Source organism: Nonomuraea sp. NPDC049646, from assembly GCF_044465525.1.
Lineage (GTDB): Bacteria > Actinomycetota > Actinomycetes > Streptosporangiales > Streptosporangiaceae > Nonomuraea.
This window is the reverse complement of record NZ_JBITLU010000006.1, coordinates 42,482-64,893: the sequence shown is the minus strand read 5'-3', so window position 1 is coordinate 64,893 and position 22,412 is coordinate 42,482. Positions and strand designations below refer to the sequence as shown.

The window sequence follows — 22,412 nt, the reverse complement described above, 5'->3', positions numbered from 1 at the left end:
CCGCCAGGGCCCGCGCCGGGCGCGGGCGTCCCGTCTGAGAGGTGCCCCCAGTGCCCCGATTAGCCGTTGCCCCTGTGCTCGTCCGCGTCCTCGCGCTCTTCGTGGCGCTGTGCTCGCTCGCCGCCTGCACCGCCGTCAGCCCCGCCGCCGAGAAGAAGGGCGCCACCTCGGTCGGCGTGGCCTTCAGCCGCGGCGGGCGCGGCGACAGATCCTTCAACGACTCGGTGGGGGCCGGCGTCGACCGCGCGAAGGCCGAGCTGGGCGTCGCCGCCAAGGAGCTCAGCCCCAACGCCGCCGGGTCCGACCTGGAGGAGATCCTGCGGCTGCTGGCCCAGACCGGCCACAACCCGGTGCTGGCCGTCGGCTTCTTCTACGCCCAGCCGCTGGCGAAGGTCGCCCCCGCCTTCCCCCGCACCCAGTTCGTCATCATCGACGACGCCACCGTGAAGCTGCCCAACGTCACCAACGTGGTGTTCCGCGAGGAGCAGGCCAGCTACCTGGTCGGCGCGGCGGCCGCGCTCAAGTCGGCCAGCGGGAGGATCGGCTTCGTCGGCGGGGTGCAGACGCCGCCGCAGGAGAAGTTCCTCGCCGGGTACGCGGCCGGCGCCCGCGCGGTGAAACCCGGCATCCAGCTCTCCAGCGTGTTCATGTCCCAGCCGCCCGACTTCAGCGGCTTCTCAGCCCCCGACAAGGCCCAGGAGGCGGCCCGCGGCATGTACGACGGCGGCGCCGACGTCGTCTACCACGCCGCCGGGGCGTCCGGGCTGGGCGTCTTCCAGGCGGCCAAGGCGGCCGGCAAGTGGGCGATCGGCGTCGACGTCGACCAGCGCAAGACGGTCGATCCCGGGCTCGCCGGGGTGATCCTGACCAGCGCCACCAAGCAGCTCGACGTCGCGGTGCTGAGCATCGTCCGGGACGCGGTGGCGGGCCGGCCGATCGCCGGGGTGCGCGAGTTCGGGCTCAAGGAGGGCGGCGTCGGCTACGCCACCAGCGGCGGCGAGCTGGCCGACATCCAGCCGCGGCTGGAGGAGCTGCGCAAGCGGATCGTCTCGGGCGAGATCAAGGTGCCCGCCAGGCCGGCGGAGAGCCGGTGAGCCGGGCGCGGGCGGCGGGCCGGGAAGCGCTGGGCGTGCTCGCCGTCCCGGCGCTCGCGCTGCTGATCGCGCTCACGGTCGCCACCGCGCTGCTGGCCGCGGTGGGGGCCGCGCCGGGGCGGACGTACCTGACGATGCTGGAGTTCGGGGTCCGGCCGGACTCGCTCGTCTCCGCGGTGAACCGGGCGGCCGTCTACTTCTTCGCCGCCCTCGCCGTGGCCGTCACCTTCCGGATGAAGCTGTTCAACATCGGGGTCGAGGGCCAGTACCACGTGGCCGCGCTGTTCGCGGCGGTCGCCGGGGCGGCCGTGCGGCTGCCGGGCCCGCTGCACCTGGCGTTCGTCTGCCTGGTCGCGGTGCTGGCCGGAGCCCTCTGGGCGGGGATCGCCGCGGTGCTCAAGGTGTGGCGCGGGGTCTCGGAGGTGCTGTCCACGCTGCTGCTGAACTACGTCGCCACCGCCGTCGTCGCCTACCTGCTGGCCGAGGTCTTCGCCGCCGGCAGCACCTCGGGCTCGACGCAGGAGCTGCCGCCGTCGGCCCGGCTGCCGCAGCTCACGCTGCCGTCGGGCGACCAGCTCGGCTCGGCCGCGCTGGGCGCGGTCGTGCTGGGGGTGGCGGTGCACGTGCTGCTCACCCGCACCCGCTACGGCTACGAGCTGCGGGCCGGCGGCCTGAACCCGGTGGCGGCGCGCGTCCAGGGCATCGACCCGCGCCGGATGATCCTGGTCACGATGTTGCTGTCCGGCGGCCTGGCGGGCCTGGCCGGGCTGCCCGACCTGCTGGGCCAGACCTACCGGTACGGCATGGACTTCCCCTCCGGCGCGGGCTTCACCGGGATCGCCGTGGCCCTGCTCGGCCGCAACACGCCCGTGGGCATCGCGCTGGCCGCCCTGCTCTTCGGGTTCCTGGAACGGTCGGCGCTGATCCTCGACATCGAGGGCGTCCCCAAGGAGATCGTCACGATCATGCAGGGCGTCATCGTGCTCAGCGTCGTGGTGGCCTACGAGGTGGCGCGGCGGATGGACCGCAGGCGGGCCGAGCGGCTCGTACGGGAGCAGGCGTCCCCGGCGCTGGAGCCGTCCGTATGAGCGCGGGACGGTACCGGTGGTGGCGGGCCGCGCTCGTCCTGCTGCTGGCGATGTCGGTGGTCAGGGTGTTCACCGGCGCCGACGAGCTCACCGGGTCGGGCGTCGTGGGGGCCGCGCTGCGGCTGGCGGTCCCGATCGGGCTCGCCGGGCTGAGCGGCCTGTGGAGCGAGCGGGCGGGCGTCGCCAACCTCGGCATCGAGGGCATGATGATCATCGGCACGGTCTGCGGGGCCTGGGCCGGGTACGGGTTCGGCGTCTGGGCCGGGGTGCTGGCCGGCACGCTCGGCGGGGTCGCGGCCGGGCTGCTGCACGCGGTCGTCACCGTCACCTTCGGGGTCGACCAGGTGGTGTGCGGCATCGCGATCAACATCCTGGCGGTGGGCGTGGCCCGGTTCATGTCGGTCATCGCCTTCAGCGGCCTGCCGGGGGCCGGGGCCACGCAGTCGCCGCCGGTGAGCGGGTCGATCGGCACGGTCAGCGTGCCCGTCCTGGCGGGCGGTGGGGGCACGCCCGACCTGCTCGGCGCGCTGGAGCGCGGCCGGTTCTTCCTGGTGTCCGACCTGGCCGGGATCGCGCGGGGGTTCCTGCACGAGGTCTCGCTGCTCACCGTGGTCGCCGTCGCGCTGGTCCCGCTCAGCTTCGTGCTGCTCTGGCGTACCGCGTTCGGGCTGCGGCTGCGGTCGGCGGGCGAGCACCCGGCGGCGGCGGACTCGCTCGGCGTCCCGGTGCTGCGCATGCGGTACTACGGCGTGCTGGTCTCCGGCGGCCTGGCCGGGCTCGGCGGGGCCTACCTGGTCACCGTCTCCTCGACCGTCTACCGCGAGGGCCAGACCGGCGGCCGGGGCTTCATCGGGCTGGCCGCCATGATCTTCGGCAACTGGCGGCCGTCCGGCACGGCGGCGGGGGCGCTGCTGTTCGGCTACGCCGACGCGCTGCAACTGCGCCAGGCGAGCGCGGTGCACGTGCTGCTGCTGCTCGGGGCCGTGCTGGCCTGGGTCGCGGCGGTCGCGCTCGTCCGTACGCGGCTGCGCCTGGCCGCGACGCTGGCGCTGCTCGGCGCCGCCGCCTTCGCGGTCTTCCAGGGCACCGACTCGGTCCCCACCCAGCTCGTGTACGCCACGCCGTACCTCACCACGCTGCTGGTGCTGGTCACGGTCGCCCAACGGCTCCGCATGCCGGCCTACGTCGGCATCCCCTACCGGCGAGGAGAAGCGTGATGGCCGTCGACCGGGAACCCCGCCTGATGGGGTACGCCGACCGCTGGTCCGCGGCGCCCGGGGAGCGGCTGGCCGTGCACGCCTCCGGCCCGGACGGGGACGCGGACGTCACCCTGGTGGACCTCGTCGGGGAGAGCGACCTGACCCCGGCCGTGCCGGTGACGATCGCGCCGCGGCCCCTGCGGCCCGGCTCCCGGCTGGAGGCGGCCTCGGTGCCGACGCCCGCCAGGGGCGGCCTGGCACTCTGGATCCGGCCGAAGCGGCTCGGGCCGCGCCAGGTCGTGGCCCGGCTGGGCGGCGCCGGATGGCGGCTGCTGCTCGCCCTCGACGAGGAGGGCCGGCCCGAGGCGACCGTGCTGACGCCGTCGGGGAGCATGGGCTGCCGGTTGCGCTCGGCCGTCCCGGCGGGGGAGTGGTCGCTGCTGGCCGTGGCGTGGGAGGCGGCGCCGCTGATGACCGTGCTGCACCTGAACGACTTCCGCACCGCGGGCGTGAGCGCCGGGCGGGCCCGGCTGCCGCTGCCGTCCCCGTCGGGCGAGCTGCGGGTCGGGGCGGGCGACGAGCATCCGTACGCGGGCCGGATCGCGCTGCCCATGCTGACCGAGGGCTCGCTCACCATGCCCGGCCGCGTGCCGCTGCCCGACCTGACGACCGGGCCCGAGCTGGTCAAACACCTCGGCGCCGAGCTGCTGGCCCTGTGGGACCCGTCCGCGAGCCCCGGCGCGCCCGTCGTCCCGGACGTCAGCGGCAACGGGCACCACGTGAGCGCCGTCAACCGGCCGCTGGCCGGGCTGCTCGGGCCGGGCGGCGCGGCCCGCACCGCGCTCCAGGTCAGCCCGGAGGACCTCGACGACGCCCGCTGGCCGGTGACCTGCGAGCCGGCCGTGCCGCGGGAGGCCGGCTCCACCGTGCTCGGCGTCCGCCTGCGGACCGCGGGGCAGTCGTGCGTGCTGCCGGTGGTGGTGCGCCCGGACGCGGCGCGCCGGAGCCCGGTCGCGGTCGTCCTGCCCACGTTCACCTACCTCGCCTACGCCAACCACCGGCAGTCCAGCGAGGCCGAGTACTTCGGCGACTACCGGCAGGTCACCGACCGCGTGATCACGCTCTCCCCGGTGGACGCCTACCTCAACGAGCACCGCGAGCTCGGCCTGTCGCTGTACGACCAGCGGCGCGAGGGCGGCCACGTCACCCACTCCTCCAGACGCCGCCCGGTGCTCAACCTCACCCCCGACTACCGCTGGTGGATGACCGGCGCGCCGCGCCACTTCGCCGCCGACCTGCTGCTGCTGCGCTGGCTGCGCTCGGCGGGCTTCGCCTTCGACGTGCTGGCCGACGAGGACGTGCACGACGGCGGCGCCGACCTGCTGTCCGCCTACCGCGTCGTCCTGACCGGCAGCCACCCCGAGTACGTCACCGCCCCCGAACGCGCGGCCTTCGCCGCGTACGTCTCCGGCGGCGGCCGGCTCATGTACCTGGGCGGCAACGGGTTCTACTGGGTGACCGGCGTCGACCCCCGGCACCCGCACGCCATCGAGGTCCGCCGCGGCCACGTCGGCGACTGGTGGGACGACGAGCCCGGCGAGGACGTGCTGACCTCCACCGGCGAGCCAGGCGGCCTCTGGCGGCACCGCGGCCTGGCGCCGCAGGAGCTGCTCGGCGTCGGCTTCGCGGCCCAGGGCTGGGGGCCCGCCCCCGGCTACACCCGCCTGCCCGACAGCCACCGGGAGGAGGCGTCCTGGGTGTTCGAGGGCGTCGGGACCGACCCGGTGGGCTGCTGCGGTCTCGCGCTCGGCGGGGCGGCGGGGGACGAGATCGACCGGGCCGCGCCCGAGCTCGGCACCCCGCCGGACACCCTGGTGCTCGCGACCTCCGCGGGCGGCCACGGCCACCACTACCGGCCCCCCACCGAGGAGGCCGGTGCGGGCGCGCAGGCCGTACGCGCCGACATGACCCTGCGACTGCTCGGCTCCGGCGGCGCGGTGTTCGCCGCCGGATCCGTCAACTGGGTGACCAGCCTCGCCTGCTGTGACGGTGACATCAGGCGAATCACCCGAAACGTCCTGTCCCGATTCCTGCAACCCGCAGCTTGTGAGGAGGAGTGACGTGACCACCGCGAGCGCGAGGCACCTCGACTACCCCTATCCCCGCACGTCGGCCGAGCTGACCGACGAGATGTTGTCCATGCCGGCCGAGGAACTGGCGGCCATCGCCCGCCACCCGCTGACCGTCTACCCCGACACCACCGAGCTCTACTACCGGCTGGCCCGGGAGATGGCCGACGAGTTACGCGCCCGCAACATGCGCGGCGAGCCCACCCGCTGGATCCTGCCCGTGGGGCCGAAGGCGCAGTACCCGATCCTGGCGCGCATCTGCAACGAGGAGCGCATCAGCTGGGCCGACGTGTTCGCCTTCCACATGGACGAGTTCCTCGACTGGCAGGGCCGGCCGGTCGACCCCTCGCACCCGTTCAGCTTCCGCGGCTATTGCGACCGCAACCTCTACCAGCTCCTCGACCCCGACCTGCGGCCCCACCCGGGCAACGTGGTCTTCCCCGACGTGTTCGACCCGGACGCGTTCGGCGCGCGCCTGCGCGCCGAGGGCGGCGCCGACACCTGCTACGCGGGCTTCGGCTACCGGGGACACCTGGCCTTCAACGAGCCGCCGTCCACGCGCTGGCACCAGTACACCGCCGCGGAGTTCGCCGCCTCGACCACGCGCGTCGTCCCGCTGCTCGACGACACGATCGTGGCCCACTCCCACCGGGTGACCGGCGGCTACACGCAGGCGATCCCGCGGATGGCGATCACCGTCGGCATGTCGGAGATCCTCTCCGCCCGCCGGCTGCACCTGATCACCGACGGGGGCGCCTGGAAGCGCTACATCGTCCGGGTGCTGCTGCTCACCACCGAGCCGGACGTGCTGCTCCCGGTGACCTTCGCCCACCACCACCCCGACGTGCGGGTGACCGTCGACGCCGACAGCATCGCGCCCTGCGCCCTGGGGCTGGGCTCGTGACCGTCGTCGCGGTCGGGGCCTACATCGTCGACCTCTACATGTTCGGCGACCGCCTGCCGGAGCCGGGCGAGAGCGTCAACGCCGCCGACTACGCCACCGCGCACGGCGGCAAGGCCGCGAACGTGGCGGTCGCCGCGGCCCGGCTGGGCGCCGCCGCCCGGTTCGTCGGCTGCCTCGGCGACGACGCCGCCCGGCCGGTGGCGCTGGCCGAGCTGCGCGCCGAGGGCATCGGGGTCGGCGAGTGCACCACGGCCGTCGGCGTCGCGACCGGGCGCAGCTTCGTCTACGTCGACGCGGGCGGCGGGCAGCTCGTCATGACCTGGCCGGGGGCCGCCGACCTGCTGCCGCCCGCCCAGGCGGCCGCCGTCGCCGCCGGCCTGCCCGCCGGGTCCGTGCTGGTGCTGCAGGGGGAGATCCCGCTGGAGATCTCCCTCGCCGCCGCGACGGCGGCGCCGCCGGGCGTGCGCGTCCTGCTCAACCCGAGCCCGGCGGGACCGTTCCTGGAGGGGACGGGGAAGGAGCTGCTGGCCCGCGCCGACGTGCTGGTGCTCAACGAGGGCGAGCTGGCCGCGCTGGCCGGCCAGACCCCCGGCGACCTGGACGACCTGCGCGGCAGGACCAGGGGACGCACCGTCGTCGTCACCCGCGGCGAGCACGGCGCCGAGATCGCCGACGACGGCGGCACTATGCTGATCGACGTCCCCAGCGTGCGCGTTGTGGACACCACCGGCGCGGGTGACGCCTTCACCGGCGCCCTGGCGGCCGCCCTCTGCGCCGGCACGGGCCTGGTGCGCGGCGTCCGGCTCGCCTGCCAGGTGGCGACCGTCTCGGTCACGCGCCGGTTCTGTGCCCCCAGCTACCCATCGGCCGCCGAGCTCGGCATCGCCCCGCTCCGCGGTCCGTCCGTGCAGGAGAGACCCGCGTGACACGACGTCATCCCACCCTGGCCATCCAGATCCGTGACCGGCTGCACGCCCTGATCGTCGAGCAGGGGCTGCGCCCCGGTGACAGGCTGCCGTCGGAGAACGAGCTCATGACCCGCTTCGACGTCGGGCGCACCAGCATCAGAGAGGCGTTCAAGCTGCTGGAGCAGGAAGGGCTCATCCAGGCCAGGCACGGCGACGGCCGCTACCTGACCTCGCAGCCCAGCCTGGACCGGCCGCTGACCCGCCTCGAAGGCGTCACCGAGATGCTGGCCAGCCGCGGGTTCACCGCCGACAACACCGTCCTCGACGTCATGGCGACCGAGCCGGACCGCCACCAGCGCGAGCTGCTGCAACTGCCGCCCGGCGAGGCCATCGTCCGGCTGGAACGCCTGCGCCGGCACCGGGACGACGCGCTGCTGTACTCCATCGACCTGTTCCCGCGCTCGCTCATCGGCCGCCCCATGGACGAGGTGGACTGGACCGGCTCGCTGTTCCAGCTCCTCACCGAGCACGGCCACACCATCGCCTACGCCGTCGCCCAGGTCCGCGCGGTGACCCTCAGCCACGCCCAGGCCGAGCGCATCGGCACCCACGAGGACGGCGGCGCCTGGCTGCTGCTCCTCCAGACCCACCACGACAGCGCCGGACGGCCGGTGCTGTATTCGCAGGACTACCACAGGGGCACCGACTTCTCCTTCCACCTGGTGAGACGCCGCGACTGAGCGAGCCGTCGCCGCGTACCGACCGACCGCCGTTCGCCGACGCAGAGAGGATCATGCGATGAGTGCCATCACGCTGGAGGCCGGCCAGCCGATCCCGGCCTCCCCTTCCAGCCTCCGGGCGAGGTGCTCCAGGCTGTCCGTCTTCTGGCTCGCCGAGGACGAGGTCTCCTTCTACGGGCTCCCGCCGCTGCTGATGAAGGTGTCGAACGTGGCCGGGGTCGCGGTCGTGCGCAGCTGCGCGGAGGCCCGGCTGCTGCTGGCCGGCGAGGACTTCGACGTGGCGGTGATCCCGCTCGCCGTCCTGCCGGACGTGCTCGGCGGACGCCCCCGCCGGGCCCGCCCGCAGATCCTGGCCATGGTGCGTCAGGGGGAGGAGCTCGCCCCCTGCGTCGCCCAGCGCTACGGGCTGGCCGGTTGCCTGCTGTGGGACGAGATCAATGTCGCCGGCTTGTCGGGCACCTTCGATCGGCTGCTGCGCGGCGACGCGCCCGTCCCGTCCGGGGGCGGCCCCGACCTGCTCGGCCGCCTGACCGAGCGCGAGCACATGGTGCTGGCGCTGCTGCTGCGCGGCATGAGCAACCACCAGATCGCCCGCTCGATGGGCATCTCCATCCACGGCGTCAAGCGCCACATCTCGAACCTGCTCGTCAAGTTCAACTGCTCCAACCGCACCGAGGTCGCCCTGGTCGCCCAGCGTCTCGGCCTCGATCCCGCCGTCCGCACCCCGCGCCACCTGAGCAGCACCGGCACGTAGCACGTACGACGAACCATCCCCGAACGGTCATCGAGAAACGGAGTGACAATGGACGTCCCTCTCATGGAACTCAGCGGCCGCGCCCCCGTCGTCAGGCTGCATGACATCGAGGCCGACATGGCCGCCGCCACCGACGCCATCAGGTCGCAGCTGACCGGATGGGGCTTCATGGCCGCGGAGGTGCCCGGCATCGGCGAGCGCGTCAAGGCCATGATGAACGAGTTCGCCGCGGCCTGCCGGGCGACCGGGCCGAGCCTGTCCGACTACGCCTACGACGTCGTCCCGCAGCTCGCCGTCGGTGGCACGCACGGGTTCTTCCCGTACAACTCGGAGATCCCGCGCCTGGCCAACGGCGTGCCCGACCCGAAGGAGTTCATCCACGTCAGCGGCGCCATGATCGGCGACCAGCCGCCCGGGGCGGGTGACGTGCTGCGGGCCTTCCCGGCCTTCGGCGCCCGCGCCGCCGAGGTGTTCGACCTCGCCTTCCGGCTGATCTCGCTGTTCGGCGAGGTCGTCCGGGGCATGATGCCGCCCGGCACGCCCGAGCTGGACCTCTCGCACGACGCGACGAACCTGCGGGTGATCCACTACCGGGACGTCGGCGACCGCGAGGTGCTGGCCCACGAGCACTCCGGCATCCAGATGCTCGGCCTCCAGCTTCCCCCGTCCGACCAGGGCCTGCAGTACGTGCTGCACGACGGCACCTGGGTCGAGCCGGTGATCGCCGGAACCGACGTCGTGCTGTGCAACATCGGCCGGATGCTCACCAGCGCCTCCGACGGGCGGTTCCGGCCGTCCACGCACCGGGTGCACACCAAGCCGATGCCCGCCGGCTACGAGCGCCTGTCGTCGGTGCTGTTCGCCTACCCGCAGCACAAGGCCCGCCAGTGGAAGATGGTGGACGGCGAGCTGATGTCGCTGAACGCCACCTGGGGCGACTTCATCGACAGCCGCTTCCAGGGGCTCGGCAAGCAGTCCTGACCGCCCGTCCTCCTGGCGGCCGGGCAGGCCGTCAGGAGGCGGTGGCCCGGACGGCCGCCCGGATCACGTCGGCGACCTCCTTCGGCCGCGACACCGCGACCGCGTGCGAGGCGCCGGCGACCTCCACGGCGGTCGCGCCGGCCCGCTCGGCCCCGAAGCGCTGCACGTCGGGGTTGATGGCCTGGTCGGCGTCGGCGATGACGGCCCACGACGGCCTGGTCCGCCAGGCCGCCGTGGCCGCCGCCTCGGTGAACGCCCCGGCCGCCAGGGGCCGCTGCGCCACCGCGAGCACCCGGGTGACCTCGGCCGGCACGTCGGCGGCGAAGACCTGCGGGAAGGCGTCGGCGGCGATGGTGAACTCGACGGCGGCGCCGCCGTCCGGCAGCGGGTAGGCGGCCTGCCGCAGGCTCGCGCCGAGCGGTGGCTCGGGGAAGCGGGCCTGGAGGTCGCCCAGGCTCTCGCCCTCTTCCGGGACGTACGCGGCGACGTAGACGAGGCCGGCGACGTTGTCCGCCGCGCCCGCCACGGTGATGACCGCGCCGCCGTACGAGTGGCCGGCCAGCACGACCGGGCCGTCGATCTGGGCCGCGACGGAGGCGACGTACGCCGCGTCCGAGGCCAGGCCGCGCAGCGGGTTCGGCGGTGCGACCACGGGGATGCCGTCCCGCTGGAGCTCGGCGATGACGCCGGTCCAGCTCGCGGCGTCGGCGAACGCGCCGTGCACGAGGACGACCGTCGGGGTGGTGCTCTCCGTCATGGGAAAAACTCCTTCTCGGGGCGGAAGGGACCGGTCGGCCCCGGTGGCGATCCAACAGCCGGACCGCTCGCGCGCACGAGGCGGAAACGTACTTCTGCCTGTGGTTCCGCCTCGTCTCTCCGCAGGCCGGTCGCTTGGATGGGGGACGGCCCCCCTGCTTCCCACCCCTTTCCTCCTGGAGCGATCATGATCAAGCCCGTCCTGGAACCCGCCGCTCAGGCGTTCGCCGAGGCCACCGCCGAGCCGCCGTACCTCTTCCAGCTCCCGCCGGAGGAGGGCCGCAAGGCCGTGGACGAGGTGCAGTCCGGCCCGGCCGGGCTGCCCGCCGTGGACGAGGAGTGGGTGACGGTCCCCGGCGGCCCCACTGGCGAGGTCAGGGCCCGCATCGTGCGGCCCGCCGGCAGCACCGGCGACCTGCCCGTGATCATCTACATCCACGGCGCGGGCTGGGTCTTCGGCAACGCCCACACCCACGACCGGCTGGTCCGCGAGCTGGCGACCGGCGCCGGCGCCGCCGTGGTCTTCCCCGAGTACGACCTGTCGCCCGAGCACCGCTACCCGGTCGCCATCGAGCAGAACTGGACGGTCGCCCGCTGGATCGTCACCGACGGCGCCGCCAAGGGCCTGGACGCCACCCGCGTCGCGGTGGCCGGCGACTCCGTGGGCGGCAACATGACCGCCGCGCTGACCATCATGGCCAAGCAGCGCGGCGGGCTGTCGCTGCGCGGCCAGGTGCTGTTCTACCCGGTGACCGACGCCTCCTTCGACACCGGGTCCTACCGGCAGTTCGCCGAGGGCTACTTCCTGCGCCGGGACGGCATGCAGTGGTTCTGGGACCAGTACACGACCTCGGAGGCCGAACGCGCCGAGATCACCGCGTCCCCGCTGCGGGCCACCGTCGAGGAGCTGGCCGGGCTGCCGCCGGCGCTGGTCATCACCGGTGAGGCCGACGTGCTGCGCGACGAGGGCGAGGCGTACGCCGCCAAGCTGCGCGCGGCCGGGGTGCCGGTGACCGCCGTGCGCTACCAGGGCATCATCCACGACTTCGTCATGCTCAACGCGCTGCGCGGCACGTACGCGGCCGAGTCGGCGATCGAGCTGGCCGCCGGCACGCTGCGCCGGGCCCTGCACGAGAGCTGACCGCCCGCGCCATGCCCTCCGCCTACGACCTCGACCAGGTGCGGCACGCCAACGCCACCGGGCGGGTGCCGGTGGTCTTCGTCCACGACCCGTGGTTGCTGGCCGAGAGCTGGGAGCCCTGGGCCGAGGTGTTCGGGCAGGCGGGGTTCGTCCCCCTCATCCCGGCCTGGCCCGAGGACGGCGGGACGGCGGCGCCCGCCGCCCACTTCGCGGCGCTGATCGGCGGGCTGGCGCGCCGGCCCGCCCTGGTCGGCCACGCCGCCGGCGGCCTGGTCGCGCAGATCCTGGCCGGGCGCGGGCTGGCCTGCGCCTGCGTGGCGATCAGCCCGGCGCCGTTCCGCGGGGCGCTCACGTACGGGCGTTTCCGGCACGCCGTGGCCAACGCCGTCGGCGAGGAGGAGGCCAAGCGGCTGTACGAGACGTACGCCGTCCAGGCGGCGGGCGACCCGTGGGGCCTCGACGGCACCGCGCCGGACCGGGGGCCGCTGCTGCTGGTCGCCGGCGAGATGGACCGCACGGTCCCGTGGGCCGCCGCGCACGCCTCCTACCTGTGGCAGGCGCGCAACCGGCACCATCGGACCGAGATCGTCGAGCTGCCGGGCCGCGGGCACTCGATGACCGTGGACAGCGGCTGGCGCGAGGTCTGCGGCACCGCCCTGACCTTCGTCGAACGGTTCGTGGACCCCTGACCGGCCCGCTCAGCCGGTGGCTCCATGCGTTGTCACCGGGGCCAGCCGGGCGAGTTCGGCGCTCACGCGGGCCGCCCGGACGGCGTCGGCGGAGGCTTCGTACAGCTCCAGGGCCTCCTGGAAGGCCGCGTGCGCCTCCTCCCGCCGTCCCAGCTCGACCAGCGCCCGGCCCAGGTTCGTCAGCGTCTGGGCCGTGGCCCGGTTGATCGGGCGTTTGCGCAGCTCGACCAGCGCCTCGCGGTAGTGGTCGGCGGCCTCCTGCCAGCGGCCGAGCGCGAAGTAGCCGTCGCTCAGCAGGTCCAGCGCCGCCCCGACGGCGTGCGCGACGATCACCGGCGTGCCGCCGAACGCCGGGTCGCGCAGCCGTTCCAGCAGCTCCAGCCCGTGCCGGACGGCCTCCTCGATCCGGCCCAGCCGGCGCAGGCCGTTGCCGACGCTGAGCATGGCCTGGGCGTACCCCTCGGGGTCGCCGGCCTGCCGGAAGCACTCCGCCGCCCGCCGCGCGTGCTCCAGGCCGGTCTCCGTGGCGCGCCGGTCGTCGCGCCCCCACAGCGCCCAGGTGGCGTAGGTCAGCGCCCAGCCCTGCTGGCGCACGTCCCCGGCCTCGCGGGCCAGCTCCAGCGCGCGCAGCGCGGTCCGCTCGCCCTCGTCGTAGCGGCCCTGGCAGTACGTGCGCGCCCAGGACAGGTAGTTCAGGTGCACCGCCTCCTGCACGCGGTCGCCCGACTCGCGGGCCGCGCCGGACGACAGCTCGAACACCTCGGGCCAGTGCCCCCAGTGCATCCACAGGTCGGAGAACCAGTGCATGGCCTCGGCCACCTCGACCACCCGCGCGTGCTCCCCGGCGCGGGCCGCCTGCCGCAGCGCGGCCAGCCACGCCGCGCCCTCGGCCTGGAGCCAGTCCTGCGCCTGCCGCGCGCTGCCCAGCTCGACCAGCGAGCTCCACCCGGACGGCGGCGCGCCGTAGCCCGGCTCGAACCAGCGCCCGGCGACGGTCGCGACGTCCAGCAGCCAGTCGTCCATCCGCCGCCGCGCCCGCCGCTGCGCCGTCATGGGCTCCTCGTCGGACAGCCGGGCGCGGGCGAACAGCCGTACCAGGTCGTGGAAGCGGTAGCGGCCGGGGTACGGCGACTGCAGCAGCCCGAGATCGACCAGCTCCTCCAGGGCGTCCTCGGCCTCGTCCGGGCCGAGCTCGGCGAGGACGGCAGTCATCGGCGCCCCGAAGTCCGGCGCGGCGGCCAGCGCCAGCCGCCGGAAGCCGCGCCGCGCGGGCGCCGAGAGCTGCCGGTACGACAGCGCGAAGGCGGCCGCCACCGACAGGTCGCCGGCGGCCAGGGACTCCACCCGGCGTCCCTCGTCGCCGAGGCGGGCGGCCAGGTGCCCGGCGGTCCAGCCGGGCCTGCTCTGCAGCCGGTTCCCGGCGATGCGCAGCGCCAGCGGCAGGTTCCCGCACAGGTCGGCCACCCGCGCGACCCCGTCCGGGTCGGCGTCGGCGCGCTCGGCGCCGACGATCGCGCGCAGCAGCGCGGCCGACTCACCGGCCGCCAGGTGCGCCAGCGGCACCTGGTGCACGCCTTCCAGCCCGGCCAGCGGGCGGCGGCTGGTGACCAGCGTCATCGCCGGGCCCTCGGCGGGCAGCAGCGGGCGCACCTGGGCCTCGTGCGCGGCGTTGTCCAGGATGACCAGGCAGCGCCGGCCGCGCAGCACGGCGCGGTACTGGCCGGCGCGGTCCTCCTCGTCGGCGGGGATGCGCCGCTCGGCCACGCCCAGGGCGTTGAGCAGCCGGGACAGCGCCGCGCCCGGGTCCAGCGGGACCGGGTCCATGCCGCGCAGGTCCAGGTAGAACCGGCCGTCGGGGAACAGGTCGGCCAGGTGGGCGGCGGCGCGCACGGCCAGGGCGGTCTTGCCGATGCCGGCGGCCCCGGAGACGGCGGCGACCACGGCGGGAACGTCCTCGGCCGTGCGGTCGGTCGTGCGGTCGGCCGTGTGGTCGGCGGTGCGGTCGGCTGTGCGGGCGGTTGGGCGGGCGGGCGTGCGGGCGGCCAGGTCGCGCAGCAGGCGCAGCTCCCGTTCGCGGCCGGTGAAGTCGCCCACGCCGCGGGGCGGCTCGCAGGCGCCCGGCGCGGCGTCCTGGCGCGGGCGGCCGGCGCGGGCGGCGTCGGAGAGTGCCGTGCGCCGCGGCTCGTCCAGCCGCAGCGCCCCGGCCAGGGCCTCGACGGTGCGCCGCTGCGGGCCCCGGCTGGCCCCGCGCTCCATGTCGCCGATGGCGCGCACGCTGACGCCGGAGGCGTGGGAGAGTTCCTCGATGGTCAGCCCGGCGGCGTGTCTCAGGCTCCGCAGCATCGTGCCGAACGACTCCGCCACCCGTCCCCCTCAGCGATTGTGAGCGGCGAAATCCCCCGAAACACCGCATACCAACCTTATCTGCCGGAAAACGGGGTGAGGTGCTGGTCGATCGAGGTGTACGTCACGGTCCAGAAGTCCTCGAAGACCTTGGGCGCCACCGGCGACGTCATCGCCACCTGGGTGAACAGCACGCCCACCAGCCCCTCCGACGGATCGGTGTAGGCCGTGGTGCCGAGCCCGCCGGTCCATCCGAACCGCCCCGGACGGGTGTAGAGGCGATCGGCCCGGGTGTCCACCTGAACCCCGAACCCCCAGCCGCCCGACCCGAGGAACGTCTCGGCGCCCGCCTTCTGGGCCGGCGACAGATGGTCGGACGTCATCAGCTCGACCGAGGCCCGCGACAGGATCCGGCCGCCGTCGTACCGCCCCTTCTCCAGCAGCATCCGGCAGAACGCGGCGTAGTCGAGGGCGGTCGACAGCAGGCCGGGGCCGCCGCCGCCGGACGGGAAGGCGGGCGGCTCGTGCCACGCGCGCGGGTCGGGCCTCGGCGTCACGCCGCCCGAGCCGTCCGGCAGGTAGCAGCCCGCCAGGCGGTGGAGCCTGTCGGCGGGCAGGTGGTAGCCGGTGTCGCGCATGCCCAGAGGCTCGAAGATCCGCTCGGTCATGAAGTCGTGCAGCGGCTTGCCCGCGGCCCGCGCGACCAGCACGCCCAGGACGTCGGCGCTCGTGTGGTAGGTCCACCGCTCGCCCGGCTGGAACATCAGCGGCAGCGCACCCAGCCGTTCGAGCCACTCGTCCGGGCCGTCGTCGGGGCCGTCGGGGCCGTGGTCGATCCGCGGGTCGCGCATCGCGCGCAGGATGGGCAGGTCGCCCTCCATCAGGAGCTGTCCGGTGCCCAGCCGGAAGGTCAGCAGGTCGCGTACGGTGATCGGCCGCCTGGCGGGCACCGTGTCGTCCAGCGGCGCGTCCAGGGCGCGCAGCACCCGGCGGCCGGCCAGCTCGGGGACGAGGTCGTCGATCGGGTCGTCGATCCGCAGGACGCACTCCTCCGCCAGGATCATCGCCGCCGCCGCGGTGACGGCCTTGGTCAGCGACGCGATCCGGAAGATCGAGTCGGCCCCGACGGCCGCCCCGCCGCCGCTCTCCAGCGTGCCCATCGGCACGACGTGCGTCTCGCCCCGATGATGGACGAGCCCGACCAGCCCCGGCACCTCCCCCCGCGCCACGAACCCGCCCAGCACGCCCCGCATCCGCTGTTCCAGTACGCTCATCGGTCCTCCTGAAGTGACGGGTCGTGACAATGACCGGACGGACCCGGAAAACTCATCGTCATGGCGTGTCCATCCGGGCGGGTCCCGTTCGTGGTTACGGCGTACGGCGGTCCCGCCGTACGCCGACCGTGAAGGGGAACACCGATGAAGTACATGCTGCTGATCAACGCCGGCACCTCCGACGAGCAGGAGCCGGGCGACTTCCAGGAGTGGATGGCCTACGACAAGTCCGTCCGGGAGGCGGGCATCCTGGTCTCCGGCGAGTCGCTGGCCGACCTGGTGACCGCCACCACCGTACGGGTGAGCGCCGACGGCACGCCCACCGTCACCGACGGCCCGTACGCCGAGACGCGCGAGGTCCTGGGCGGCTTCTACGTGATCGACGTGCCGGACCTCGACGCCGCCCTCGACTGGGCCGTGCGCTGCCCGGGTGCGCGCGGCGGCGGCTCGGTGGTGGTGCGCCCGGTCGCCGACTTCGATGCGTGAGATCGAGGCCGTCTTCCGTGAGGAGCGCGGCCGGCTGCTGGCCGCGCTCGTCCGCCGCTTCGGCGACCTCGACCTCGCCGAGGAGGTCACCTCCGACGCCGTCGAGGCGGCGCTGAGGCACTGGCCCGCCGAGGGCGTGCCGCCCAATCCGGGCGCGTGGCTGATGACCACCGCGCGGCGCAAGGCGGTCGACCGGCTCAGGCGCGAGCAGGCGCTGGCCACCCGGCTGGCCGTCCTGGCGGCGGAGGCCGAGCGGGCCGTCCCCGAAGCGCCCCCCGGCGAGGACGGCGGCCTGCCCGACGAACGGCTGCGGCTCTTCTTCACCTGCGCCCACCCCGCGCTGCCGGCCGAGGACCGCGGGGCGCTGACGCTGCGCTGCCTGGCCGGCCTGACCACCCCCGAGGTGGCGCGGGCCTACCTGGTGCCGGCCCAGACGATGGCCAAGCGCATCGTCCGGGCCAAGAAGAAGATCAGGGAGGCGCGCGTCCCGTTCCGCGTGCCCGAGGCCCACGAGCTGCCGGAACGGGTGCCCGGCGTGCTCCAGGTGATCTACTCGATCTTCACCGAGGGCTACGCGGCCAGCTCCGGGCCCTTCCTCCAGCGGCTCGACCTGGCAGAGGAGGCGATCAGGCTGGCCCGGATCCTGCGCCGGCTGCTGCCCGCCGAGCGGGAGGTCGCCGGGCTGCTGGCGCTGCTGCTGCTGGTGCACGCCCGGCGCGAGGCCCGTACCGGGCCCGAGGGGGAGCCGGTGCTGCTCGGCGAGCAGGACCGCGGCCTGTGGGACCGGGCCATGATCGAGGAGGGGTCGGCGCTGGTGGTGACCGCGCTCAGCGGCGGCCCGCCCGGCCCGTACGCCGTCCAGGCCGCGATCGCGGCGCTGCACGACGAGGCCCCGGACCTGGCCACGACCGACTGGCCGCAGGTCGTGGCCCTGTACGACGTGCTGCTCGCGCTCGACCCCTCTCCGGTGGTGGCGCTGAACCGGGCGGCGGCGGTGGCCATGCGCGACGGGCCCGAGACCGGGCTGGCGCTGCTGGACGAGCTGGCCGGGGCGCGGCGGCTGCGCGACTACCACCCGTACCTGCTGGCCCGCGCCGACCTGCTGCACCGGCTCGGCCGCCTGCCCGAGGCCGCGCAGGCGTACCGCGCCGCGCTCCGGACGGCCGGGAGCGAGCCCGAGCGCGCCCACCTCCGCCGCCGCCTGGCCGCGCTGGAGGAGGCCGGGCAGGAGGTTTGAGCACGGCCCTGACCAGGGAGAACTGCTGCGATGGGTGGAGCAGACGGTGACCGCTACCTGCCGATCGCCGAGCACGGCCTCATCGGCGATCTGCGCAGCGTGGCCCTGGTCGGCACCAACGGCACCATCGACTGGTACTGCTGCCCGGCCTTCGACTCGCCCAGCGTGTTCGCCGCGATCCTCGACGCCGACCGGGGCGGGGCGTTCGAGCTGGCCACCGACGTGCCGGCGCGCACCAAGCAGTTCTACTTCCCCGACACCAACGTGCTCATCACCCGCTTCTTCACCGAGAGCGGGGTGGGCGAGATCCAGGACTTCATGCCGATCATCGGCGAGCCGGGCGGCCGCGGCCGGCAGCGGCTGATCCGCCGGGTGCTCTGCGTGCGCGGCTCGCTGCCCTTCCACGCGCGGGTGGCCCCCCGCTTCGGCTACGGGGCCGACCCGCACGTCGTGCGCGAGGTCGACGGCCTGACCGTCTTCGAGTCCGCCCGGCTGACGCTCGGGCTGAGCGCCACCGTGCCGGTCGAGTGCGACGGACGCGACGTGCGGGCGTGCTTCACCCTCGTGGAGGGCGAGTCGGAGGTGTTCGCGCTGGACCGGATCGAGGCCGAGATCCCGCCGCTCGGCTGCCCGCACGTCGAGGCGGAGGAGGCGATGACCGCCACGGTCGCGTTCTGGCGCAAATGGCTGTCGGCCTCCCGCTACCGGGGCAGGTGGCGGGAGATGGTCCACCGCTCGGCCCTGACGCTCAAGCTGCTGACGTACGCGCCGACCGGCGCGATCGTCGCCGCGCCGACGACCAGCCTGCCCGAGCTGATCGGCGGCGAGCGCAACTGGGACTACCGCTACCTGTGGATCCGCGACGCCGCCTTCTGCGTCTACGCCCTGCTCCGGCTGGGCTTCACCGGCGAGGCCGAGGCGTTCATGTCGTTCCTGACCCGGCACGTCAGCCTGCGCGCCGCCGGCCCCAACGGCCCCCTCCAGATCATGTACGGCATCGACGGCCGCACCGACCTGCCCGAACGACAGCTCGACCACCTGGAGGGCTACCGCGGCTCGGCCCCGGTACGCGTCGGCAACGCCGCCGCCGGCCAGCTCCAGCTCGACATCTACGGCGCCCTGCTCGACTCCGTCTACCTCTACGACAAATGGGGCAAGCCCATCTCCAGCGACCACTGGGACGCCGTCTGCGCCCTGGTCGACTGGGTCTGCGACAACTGGGACCAGCCCGACGAGGGCGTCTGGGAGACCAGGGGCGGGCGCAAGAAGTTCCTGTACTCCCGGCTGATGTGCTGGGTCGCCATCGAACGCGCCATGCGCATGGCCGCCCGCCGCGGCCTGCCCGCCGACATCCCCCACTGGCGCGGGGCGCGCGACGACCTCTACCGGCAGATCATGGCCCATGGCTGGTCCGACCTGCGGCAGGCGTTCGTCCAGCACGAGGACGGCGACGTGCTCGACGCGGCGCTGCTGATGATGCCGCTGGCCAAGTTCGTCTCGCCCACCGACCCGAAGTGGCTGTCCACCCTCGACGCGCTCACCGCCGACCTGGTGTCGGACTCCCTGGTCTACCGCTACGACCCGGACGCCAGCCCCGACGGCCTGCGCGGCCAGGAGGGCACGTTCTCCATCTGCTCCTTCTGGTACGTCGAGGCGCTGGTCCGCGCCGGCCGGGTGGAGGAGGCCCGCCTGGCCTTCGAGAAGATGCTGACCTACGCCAACCACCTCGGCCTGTACGCCGAGGAGATCGGCCGGACGGGCGAGCAGCAGGGCAACTTCCCGCAGGCGTTCACCCACCTGGCCCTGATCAGCGCCGCCTTCAACCTCGACCGCGCCCTCGGCTGACCTCAGGGATCCCAAGGCGCGGTCCAGGGGTATCGGGGATGTCGCCGGAAGCTCATGATCGGTGTCACCCCCCGACCCGATGGGACATCTCATGCTGCGACCGATCCTTGCGGCACTGGCCCTCCTCGTGGCCGTGCTCGTCCCGCTCCCGCCCGCCGCCGCGATCCCGGGCGCCGGCTGGTTTCCGTGCCCGGAGGACCCGGCCGCCCAGTGCGCCCGGCTCACCCTGCCGGTCGACTGGGCCGACCCCGGCGGCCCGACGTTCGACCTGGCCGTGGCGCGGCGTCCGGCCACCGATCCCGCGGCCCGGATCGGCTCACTGGTGATCAACCCGGGCGGCCCCGGCAACTCGGGCGTGGACGCCGTCCTGCGCGACGACCTGCGCCTCAGCCCGGAGCTGGCGGCCCGCTTCGACGTGGTCGGCTTCGACCCGCGCGGCGTCGCCCGCAGCCATCCGGTGCTCTGCTCGCTGCCGCTGGCCCGGCAGGCCCCCGACCCGCTGACGCGCGACCAGGCCGGCTTCGACCGGCGGCTGGCGTACAACGCCCGCTACCGGCAGGACTGCCGGGCCCGTACCGGGCCGCTCTACGACCACGTGGACAGCGCGTCCGTCGTCCGCGACCTGGAGGCGCTGCGGGCGGCGCTCGGCGAGGAACGCCTCACCTTCTACGGCGTCTCCTACGGCACCCTCATCGGCCAGCTCTACGCGGAACGGTTCCCCCGGCGGGTCCGCGCGCTGGCCCTGGACAGCAACATGGACCACAGCCTCGGCACCGCCGAGATGCTCGACACCGACACCTGGACCACCCAGGACTCCTTCGACGCCTTCGTCTCGTGGTGCGCGACCGACCCCGCCTGCGTGCTGCGCGGACGTGACGTGCGGGCGCTGCTCAGAGACCTGCTCGACCGGGCCGGACGCGGTGAGCTGCGCCTCCCCGACGGCCCGCTCACCCCGTTGGCGCTGCTCCACCTGACGTTCAGCACCTTCTACGCCCCCGACTGGGCCGGCCTGGCCACGTTCCTGCGCGACCTCGACGCCGGCTCGGGGGCCGTGCCGCCGCTCGCGCCGCCCGTCCCGGACCAGGAGGTGTTCAACGACGTCACGCCGGTGATCTGCCAGGACTACCTGCTCCCCGTACGCGACCAGCGGGCCTTCGAGCGGCACCTGCGGCGGCTGGCGGCCATCGCGCCCGACATGCGGATGAGCCCGATCTCGGTCTCGCTCACCGTCGCCTGCCTGGGACAGCCTGCGCCGATCCCCGACCCGCAGCACCGGCTGCGCGTCTCGGGCACGCCGCCGCTGCTGCTGGTCAACGGCCTGCACGACCCGGCGACCGGCTACCCGTGGGCGCTGAGCACCGCCCGCCAGATCGGCCGGGAGGCCCGGCTGCTGACCTACGACGGCTGGGGCCACGGCGCCTACGGCCGCAGCCCCTGCCTGACCGGGGCCGTGGACCGCTACCTGACCACCCTGGCCCTGCCCGCCGCGGGCGCGCACTGCCCGGCGGCGCCGCCCGCGCGGGGCCTCACCGCCGGGCCTCGCCGTCCGGCGGGGCCGGTGCCGGGTCTGCCGGGCTGGACCCGGCGCTCCTGAGCGTTCAGGACTCGCCGGACAGCACGGCCGTCCCCAGGGACGCGCCGGAGATCACCCTCGCCGCGGTCGTCGTGGACGAACCGGAGCCCAGTTCGGTCAGGGCGGCCCGGTCGAGGGCGTGCACGGTGAACTGGTAGGTGTTGACCGACCAGGGGGAGCACGGCCCCTGGTAGCCGTACAGGGTGGCGCTGCCGCGGTAGTAGATCTGCCGGGCTCCGGCGGGGGCCGCGGGCCGGTAGGCGTGCTCGACGTTCTGCGGCAGCGAGGTCACCTCCGCCGGGATGTCGTAGATCACCCAGTGGATGAGGTTGTCGTTGTCGAGGTCCCGCATCACCAGGGCGTAGCCGCGGGTCCCGGCCGGGCCGCCGCTCCAGGTCAGGGGCGGCGACTCGTTGCGCCGGCCGGGGTCGGTCTGGCCGCCGCTGGTGCACTCGTGCGCCTTCGGGATGATCCCGCCCTGGGTGAAGGCGGTGCTGGTGAGGGTGAAGGCGGTGGCGTTCGCCGGCGCCGCGGCGGTGGCGGCGGTCGTCGCGGTCGTCGCGGCGAGCAGGGCGTGCAGCACGATTCGTCTGACGGTCACAAAGGGCTCCTGAGGGGGTTCGGTGCGCCGTTCGTTCGCGTCTGCTGTTCGTGGGGTGTGCCCGCAGTGTAGGCACCGCGGGGCCGCCTCCGCCACCACCGCGAGCGGCACACCCTCATGGAACCTGTCCGCCATGAACCGATATCAGGCTGAGTGGTCCGGTTTCTTTGTGATGCTCCTGGGAAGCAATGGCGCTGTCAGGCCGGAGGCACTCCTTCCCCACGAGGGGTGGCGACATCCGGCGCGGCAGAACGGGAGTGTGAAGCGTGGAAGTCACCGGCATCATCTCCGCCCTCATCATCGGGCTGGTCATCGGCATCCTCGGCAGGCTGGTCGTGCCGGGCCGTCAGAGCATCCCCATCTGGCTCACCATCGTGATCGGCATCGTCGCGGCCCTCATCGGCACCGCGATCGCCGCCGCGGTCGGCGTCGCGGACACCCGCGGCATCGACTGGATAGAACTGGTCATCCAGGTGGTGCTCGCCGGTCTGGGCGTGGCCCTGGCGGCGGGCCTCTACGGCAGACGCAGCGTCCGGTAGAGCGGAACGCGCCGGGATCCCGGAGTGCGGCGAACGCGCCGCGCTCCGGGATCCCGCCGTTCCCGCCCCCTTGCGCGGCAGACGTTTTCGGCATGGCCGGAACCGGGGCCGGACGGAGATCGTTGTGCGGG

At 74.3% G+C, this 22,412-nt stretch carries 20 protein-coding genes; 16 read left to right on the top strand and 4 right to left on the bottom strand.

Annotated features, from left to right (window positions below; all coding sequences use genetic code 11):
• The first annotated feature begins 74 nt into the window (after window positions 1-74).
• From ACIBQ8_RS18870 to ACIBQ8_RS18830, 9 genes are read left to right on the top strand one after another with little or no spacing between them, the layout of a single operon-like run.
• Window positions 75-1,094 (top strand): BMP family protein, encoded by a 1,020-nt coding sequence (locus ACIBQ8_RS18870; protein WP_397192559.1) that lies wholly within the window; start codon window positions 75-77, stop codon window positions 1,092-1,094.
• Window positions 1,091-2,182 (top strand): ABC transporter permease, encoded by a 1,092-nt coding sequence (locus ACIBQ8_RS18865; RefSeq protein WP_397192558.1) that lies wholly within the window; start codon window positions 1,091-1,093, stop codon window positions 2,180-2,182. The genes ACIBQ8_RS18870 and ACIBQ8_RS18865 overlap by 4 nt, the downstream gene beginning before the upstream one ends.
• Window positions 2,179-3,399, top strand: coding sequence for an ABC transporter permease (locus tag ACIBQ8_RS18860; RefSeq protein ID WP_397169961.1), 1,221 nt, complete (start codon window positions 2,179-2,181; stop codon window positions 3,397-3,399). The genes ACIBQ8_RS18865 and ACIBQ8_RS18860 overlap by 4 nt, the downstream gene beginning before the upstream one ends.
• Window positions 3,399-5,501, top strand: a complete 2,103-nt coding sequence (locus ACIBQ8_RS18855) for a N,N-dimethylformamidase beta subunit family domain-containing protein (RefSeq protein ID WP_397192557.1) — start codon at window positions 3,399-3,401, stop codon at window positions 5,499-5,501. Before ACIBQ8_RS18860 ends, ACIBQ8_RS18855 begins: the two co-directional genes overlap by 1 nt.
• Window position 5,502: 1 nt before the next feature.
• On the top strand, window positions 5,503-6,414 hold the full coding sequence (locus ACIBQ8_RS18850) for a 6-phosphogluconolactonase (RefSeq protein WP_397192556.1): 912 nt from the start codon (window positions 5,503-5,505) through the stop codon (window positions 6,412-6,414).
• On the top strand, window positions 6,411-7,340 hold the full coding sequence (locus ACIBQ8_RS18845; RefSeq protein ID WP_397192555.1) for a PfkB family carbohydrate kinase: 930 nt from the start codon (window positions 6,411-6,413) through the stop codon (window positions 7,338-7,340). Before ACIBQ8_RS18850 ends, ACIBQ8_RS18845 begins: the two co-directional genes overlap by 4 nt.
• Window positions 7,337-8,062, top strand: coding sequence for a GntR family transcriptional regulator (locus ACIBQ8_RS18840; protein ID WP_397169954.1), 726 nt, complete (start codon window positions 7,337-7,339; stop codon window positions 8,060-8,062). The genes ACIBQ8_RS18845 and ACIBQ8_RS18840 overlap by 4 nt, the downstream gene beginning before the upstream one ends.
• Before the next feature lie 58 nt (window positions 8,063-8,120).
• Window positions 8,121-8,816 carry a response regulator transcription factor gene (locus ACIBQ8_RS18835; RefSeq protein WP_397192554.1) on the top strand — a complete coding sequence of 232 codons (696 nt, stop codon included), beginning with the start codon at window positions 8,121-8,123 and terminating at the stop codon, window positions 8,814-8,816.
• 48 nt (window positions 8,817-8,864) lie between these two features.
• Window positions 8,865-9,797 carry a 2OG-Fe(II) oxygenase family protein gene (locus tag ACIBQ8_RS18830; RefSeq protein WP_397169951.1) on the top strand — a complete coding sequence of 311 codons (933 nt, stop codon included), beginning with the start codon at window positions 8,865-8,867 and terminating at the stop codon, window positions 9,795-9,797.
• A gap of 31 nt (window positions 9,798-9,828) precedes the next feature.
• On the opposite strand, the gene ACIBQ8_RS18825 is transcribed toward ACIBQ8_RS18830, so the two are convergent.
• A complete protein-coding gene (locus tag ACIBQ8_RS18825) occupies window positions 9,829-10,554 on the bottom strand; it encodes an alpha/beta fold hydrolase (protein WP_397192553.1) in 726 nt (241 codons plus the stop codon).
• Window positions 10,555-10,740: 186 nt separating this feature from the next.
• Here ACIBQ8_RS18825 and ACIBQ8_RS18820 point away from each other — a divergent pair, with 186 nt between their 5' ends.
• Window positions 10,741-11,694 (top strand): alpha/beta hydrolase, encoded by a 954-nt coding sequence (locus ACIBQ8_RS18820; protein WP_397169948.1) that lies wholly within the window; start codon window positions 10,741-10,743, stop codon window positions 11,692-11,694.
• 11 nt (window positions 11,695-11,705) lie between these two features.
• Entirely contained in the window at window positions 11,706-12,383 is a 678-nt protein-coding gene (locus ACIBQ8_RS18815) for an alpha/beta hydrolase (protein ID WP_397192552.1), read from the top strand.
• 9 nt (window positions 12,384-12,392) lie between these two features.
• Here ACIBQ8_RS18815 and ACIBQ8_RS18810 read toward each other — a convergent pair whose 3' ends face one another.
• Together ACIBQ8_RS18810 and ACIBQ8_RS18805 are read right to left on the bottom strand one after the other, a co-directional pair.
• Entirely contained in the window at window positions 12,393-14,747 is a 2,355-nt protein-coding gene (locus ACIBQ8_RS18810; protein ID WP_397192551.1) for an ATP-binding protein, read from the bottom strand.
• 56 nt (window positions 14,748-14,803) lie between these two features.
• A complete protein-coding gene (locus tag ACIBQ8_RS18805) occupies window positions 14,804-16,000 on the bottom strand; it encodes a serine hydrolase domain-containing protein (RefSeq protein WP_397192550.1) in 1,197 nt (398 codons plus the stop codon).
• A 144-nt stretch (window positions 16,001-16,144) separates the two neighbouring features.
• Between ACIBQ8_RS18805 and ACIBQ8_RS18800 the strand changes: the two genes are divergently transcribed.
• The 4 genes from ACIBQ8_RS18800 (at window position 16,145) to ACIBQ8_RS18785 (ending at window position 21,162) form a co-directional block, all read left to right on the top strand.
• Complete coding sequence (locus ACIBQ8_RS18800) at window positions 16,145-16,486, top strand: YciI family protein (protein WP_352319589.1); 342 nt, start codon at window positions 16,145-16,147, stop codon at window positions 16,484-16,486.
• Window positions 16,479-17,723, top strand: a complete 1,245-nt coding sequence (locus ACIBQ8_RS18795; protein WP_397192549.1) for an RNA polymerase sigma factor — start codon at window positions 16,479-16,481, stop codon at window positions 17,721-17,723. The genes ACIBQ8_RS18800 and ACIBQ8_RS18795 overlap by 8 nt, the downstream gene beginning before the upstream one ends.
• Before the next feature lie 30 nt (window positions 17,724-17,753).
• Window positions 17,754-19,568 (top strand): glycoside hydrolase family 15 protein, encoded by a 1,815-nt coding sequence (locus ACIBQ8_RS18790; RefSeq protein WP_397169939.1) that lies wholly within the window; start codon window positions 17,754-17,756, stop codon window positions 19,566-19,568.
• Between the two features lie 91 nt (window positions 19,569-19,659).
• On the top strand, window positions 19,660-21,162 hold the full coding sequence (locus ACIBQ8_RS18785; protein WP_397192548.1) for an alpha/beta hydrolase: 1,503 nt from the start codon (window positions 19,660-19,662) through the stop codon (window positions 21,160-21,162).
• 4 nt (window positions 21,163-21,166) lie between these two features.
• Here the strand turns inward: ACIBQ8_RS18785 and ACIBQ8_RS18780 are convergent, their stop codons facing one another.
• The gene (locus tag ACIBQ8_RS18780; protein WP_397169936.1) at window positions 21,167-21,742 is read right to left on the bottom strand and encodes a YbhB/YbcL family Raf kinase inhibitor-like protein; all 576 of its coding nucleotides are present in this window, start codon (window positions 21,740-21,742) and stop codon (window positions 21,167-21,169) included.
• Between the two features lie 266 nt (window positions 21,743-22,008).
• Between ACIBQ8_RS18780 and ACIBQ8_RS18775 the strand changes: the two genes are divergently transcribed.
• Window positions 22,009-22,281: a GlsB/YeaQ/YmgE family stress response membrane protein gene (locus ACIBQ8_RS18775; protein WP_397169934.1), complete on the top strand. Its 273-nt coding sequence runs from the start codon at window positions 22,009-22,011 to the stop codon at window positions 22,279-22,281.
• The last annotated feature ends 131 nt before the right edge of the window (window positions 22,282-22,412 follow it).

Bases quoted from the DNA above. Each gene is read 5' to 3' on its own strand.
- ACIBQ8_RS18830 (WP_397169951.1), top strand. From the start codon at position 8,865: ATGGACGTCCCTCTCATGGAACTCAGCGGCCGCGCCCCCGTCGTCAGG.
- ACIBQ8_RS18805 (WP_397192550.1), bottom strand. From the start codon at position 16,000: ATGAGCGTACTGGAACAGCGGATGCGGGGCGTGCTGGGCGGGTTCGTG.
- ACIBQ8_RS18790 (WP_397169939.1), top strand. From the start codon at position 17,754: ATGGGTGGAGCAGACGGTGACCGCTACCTGCCGATCGCCGAGCACGGC.
- ACIBQ8_RS18800 (WP_352319589.1), top strand. From the start codon at position 16,145: ATGAAGTACATGCTGCTGATCAACGCCGGCACCTCCGACGAGCAGGAG.
- ACIBQ8_RS18815 (WP_397192552.1), top strand. From the start codon at position 11,706: ATGCCCTCCGCCTACGACCTCGACCAGGTGCGGCACGCCAACGCCACC.
- ACIBQ8_RS18795 (WP_397192549.1), top strand. From the start codon at position 16,479: ATGCGTGAGATCGAGGCCGTCTTCCGTGAGGAGCGCGGCCGGCTGCTG.
- ACIBQ8_RS18785 (WP_397192548.1), top strand. From the start codon at position 19,660: ATGCTGCGACCGATCCTTGCGGCACTGGCCCTCCTCGTGGCCGTGCTC.
- ACIBQ8_RS18820 (WP_397169948.1), top strand. From the start codon at position 10,741: ATGATCAAGCCCGTCCTGGAACCCGCCGCTCAGGCGTTCGCCGAGGCC.
- ACIBQ8_RS18860 (WP_397169961.1), top strand. From the start codon at position 2,179: ATGAGCGCGGGACGGTACCGGTGGTGGCGGGCCGCGCTCGTCCTGCTG.
- ACIBQ8_RS18855 (WP_397192557.1), top strand. From the start codon at position 3,399: ATGGCCGTCGACCGGGAACCCCGCCTGATGGGGTACGCCGACCGCTGG.
- ACIBQ8_RS18825 (WP_397192553.1), bottom strand. From the start codon at position 10,554: ATGACGGAGAGCACCACCCCGACGGTCGTCCTCGTGCACGGCGCGTTC.
- ACIBQ8_RS18835 (WP_397192554.1), top strand. From the start codon at position 8,121: ATGAGTGCCATCACGCTGGAGGCCGGCCAGCCGATCCCGGCCTCCCCT.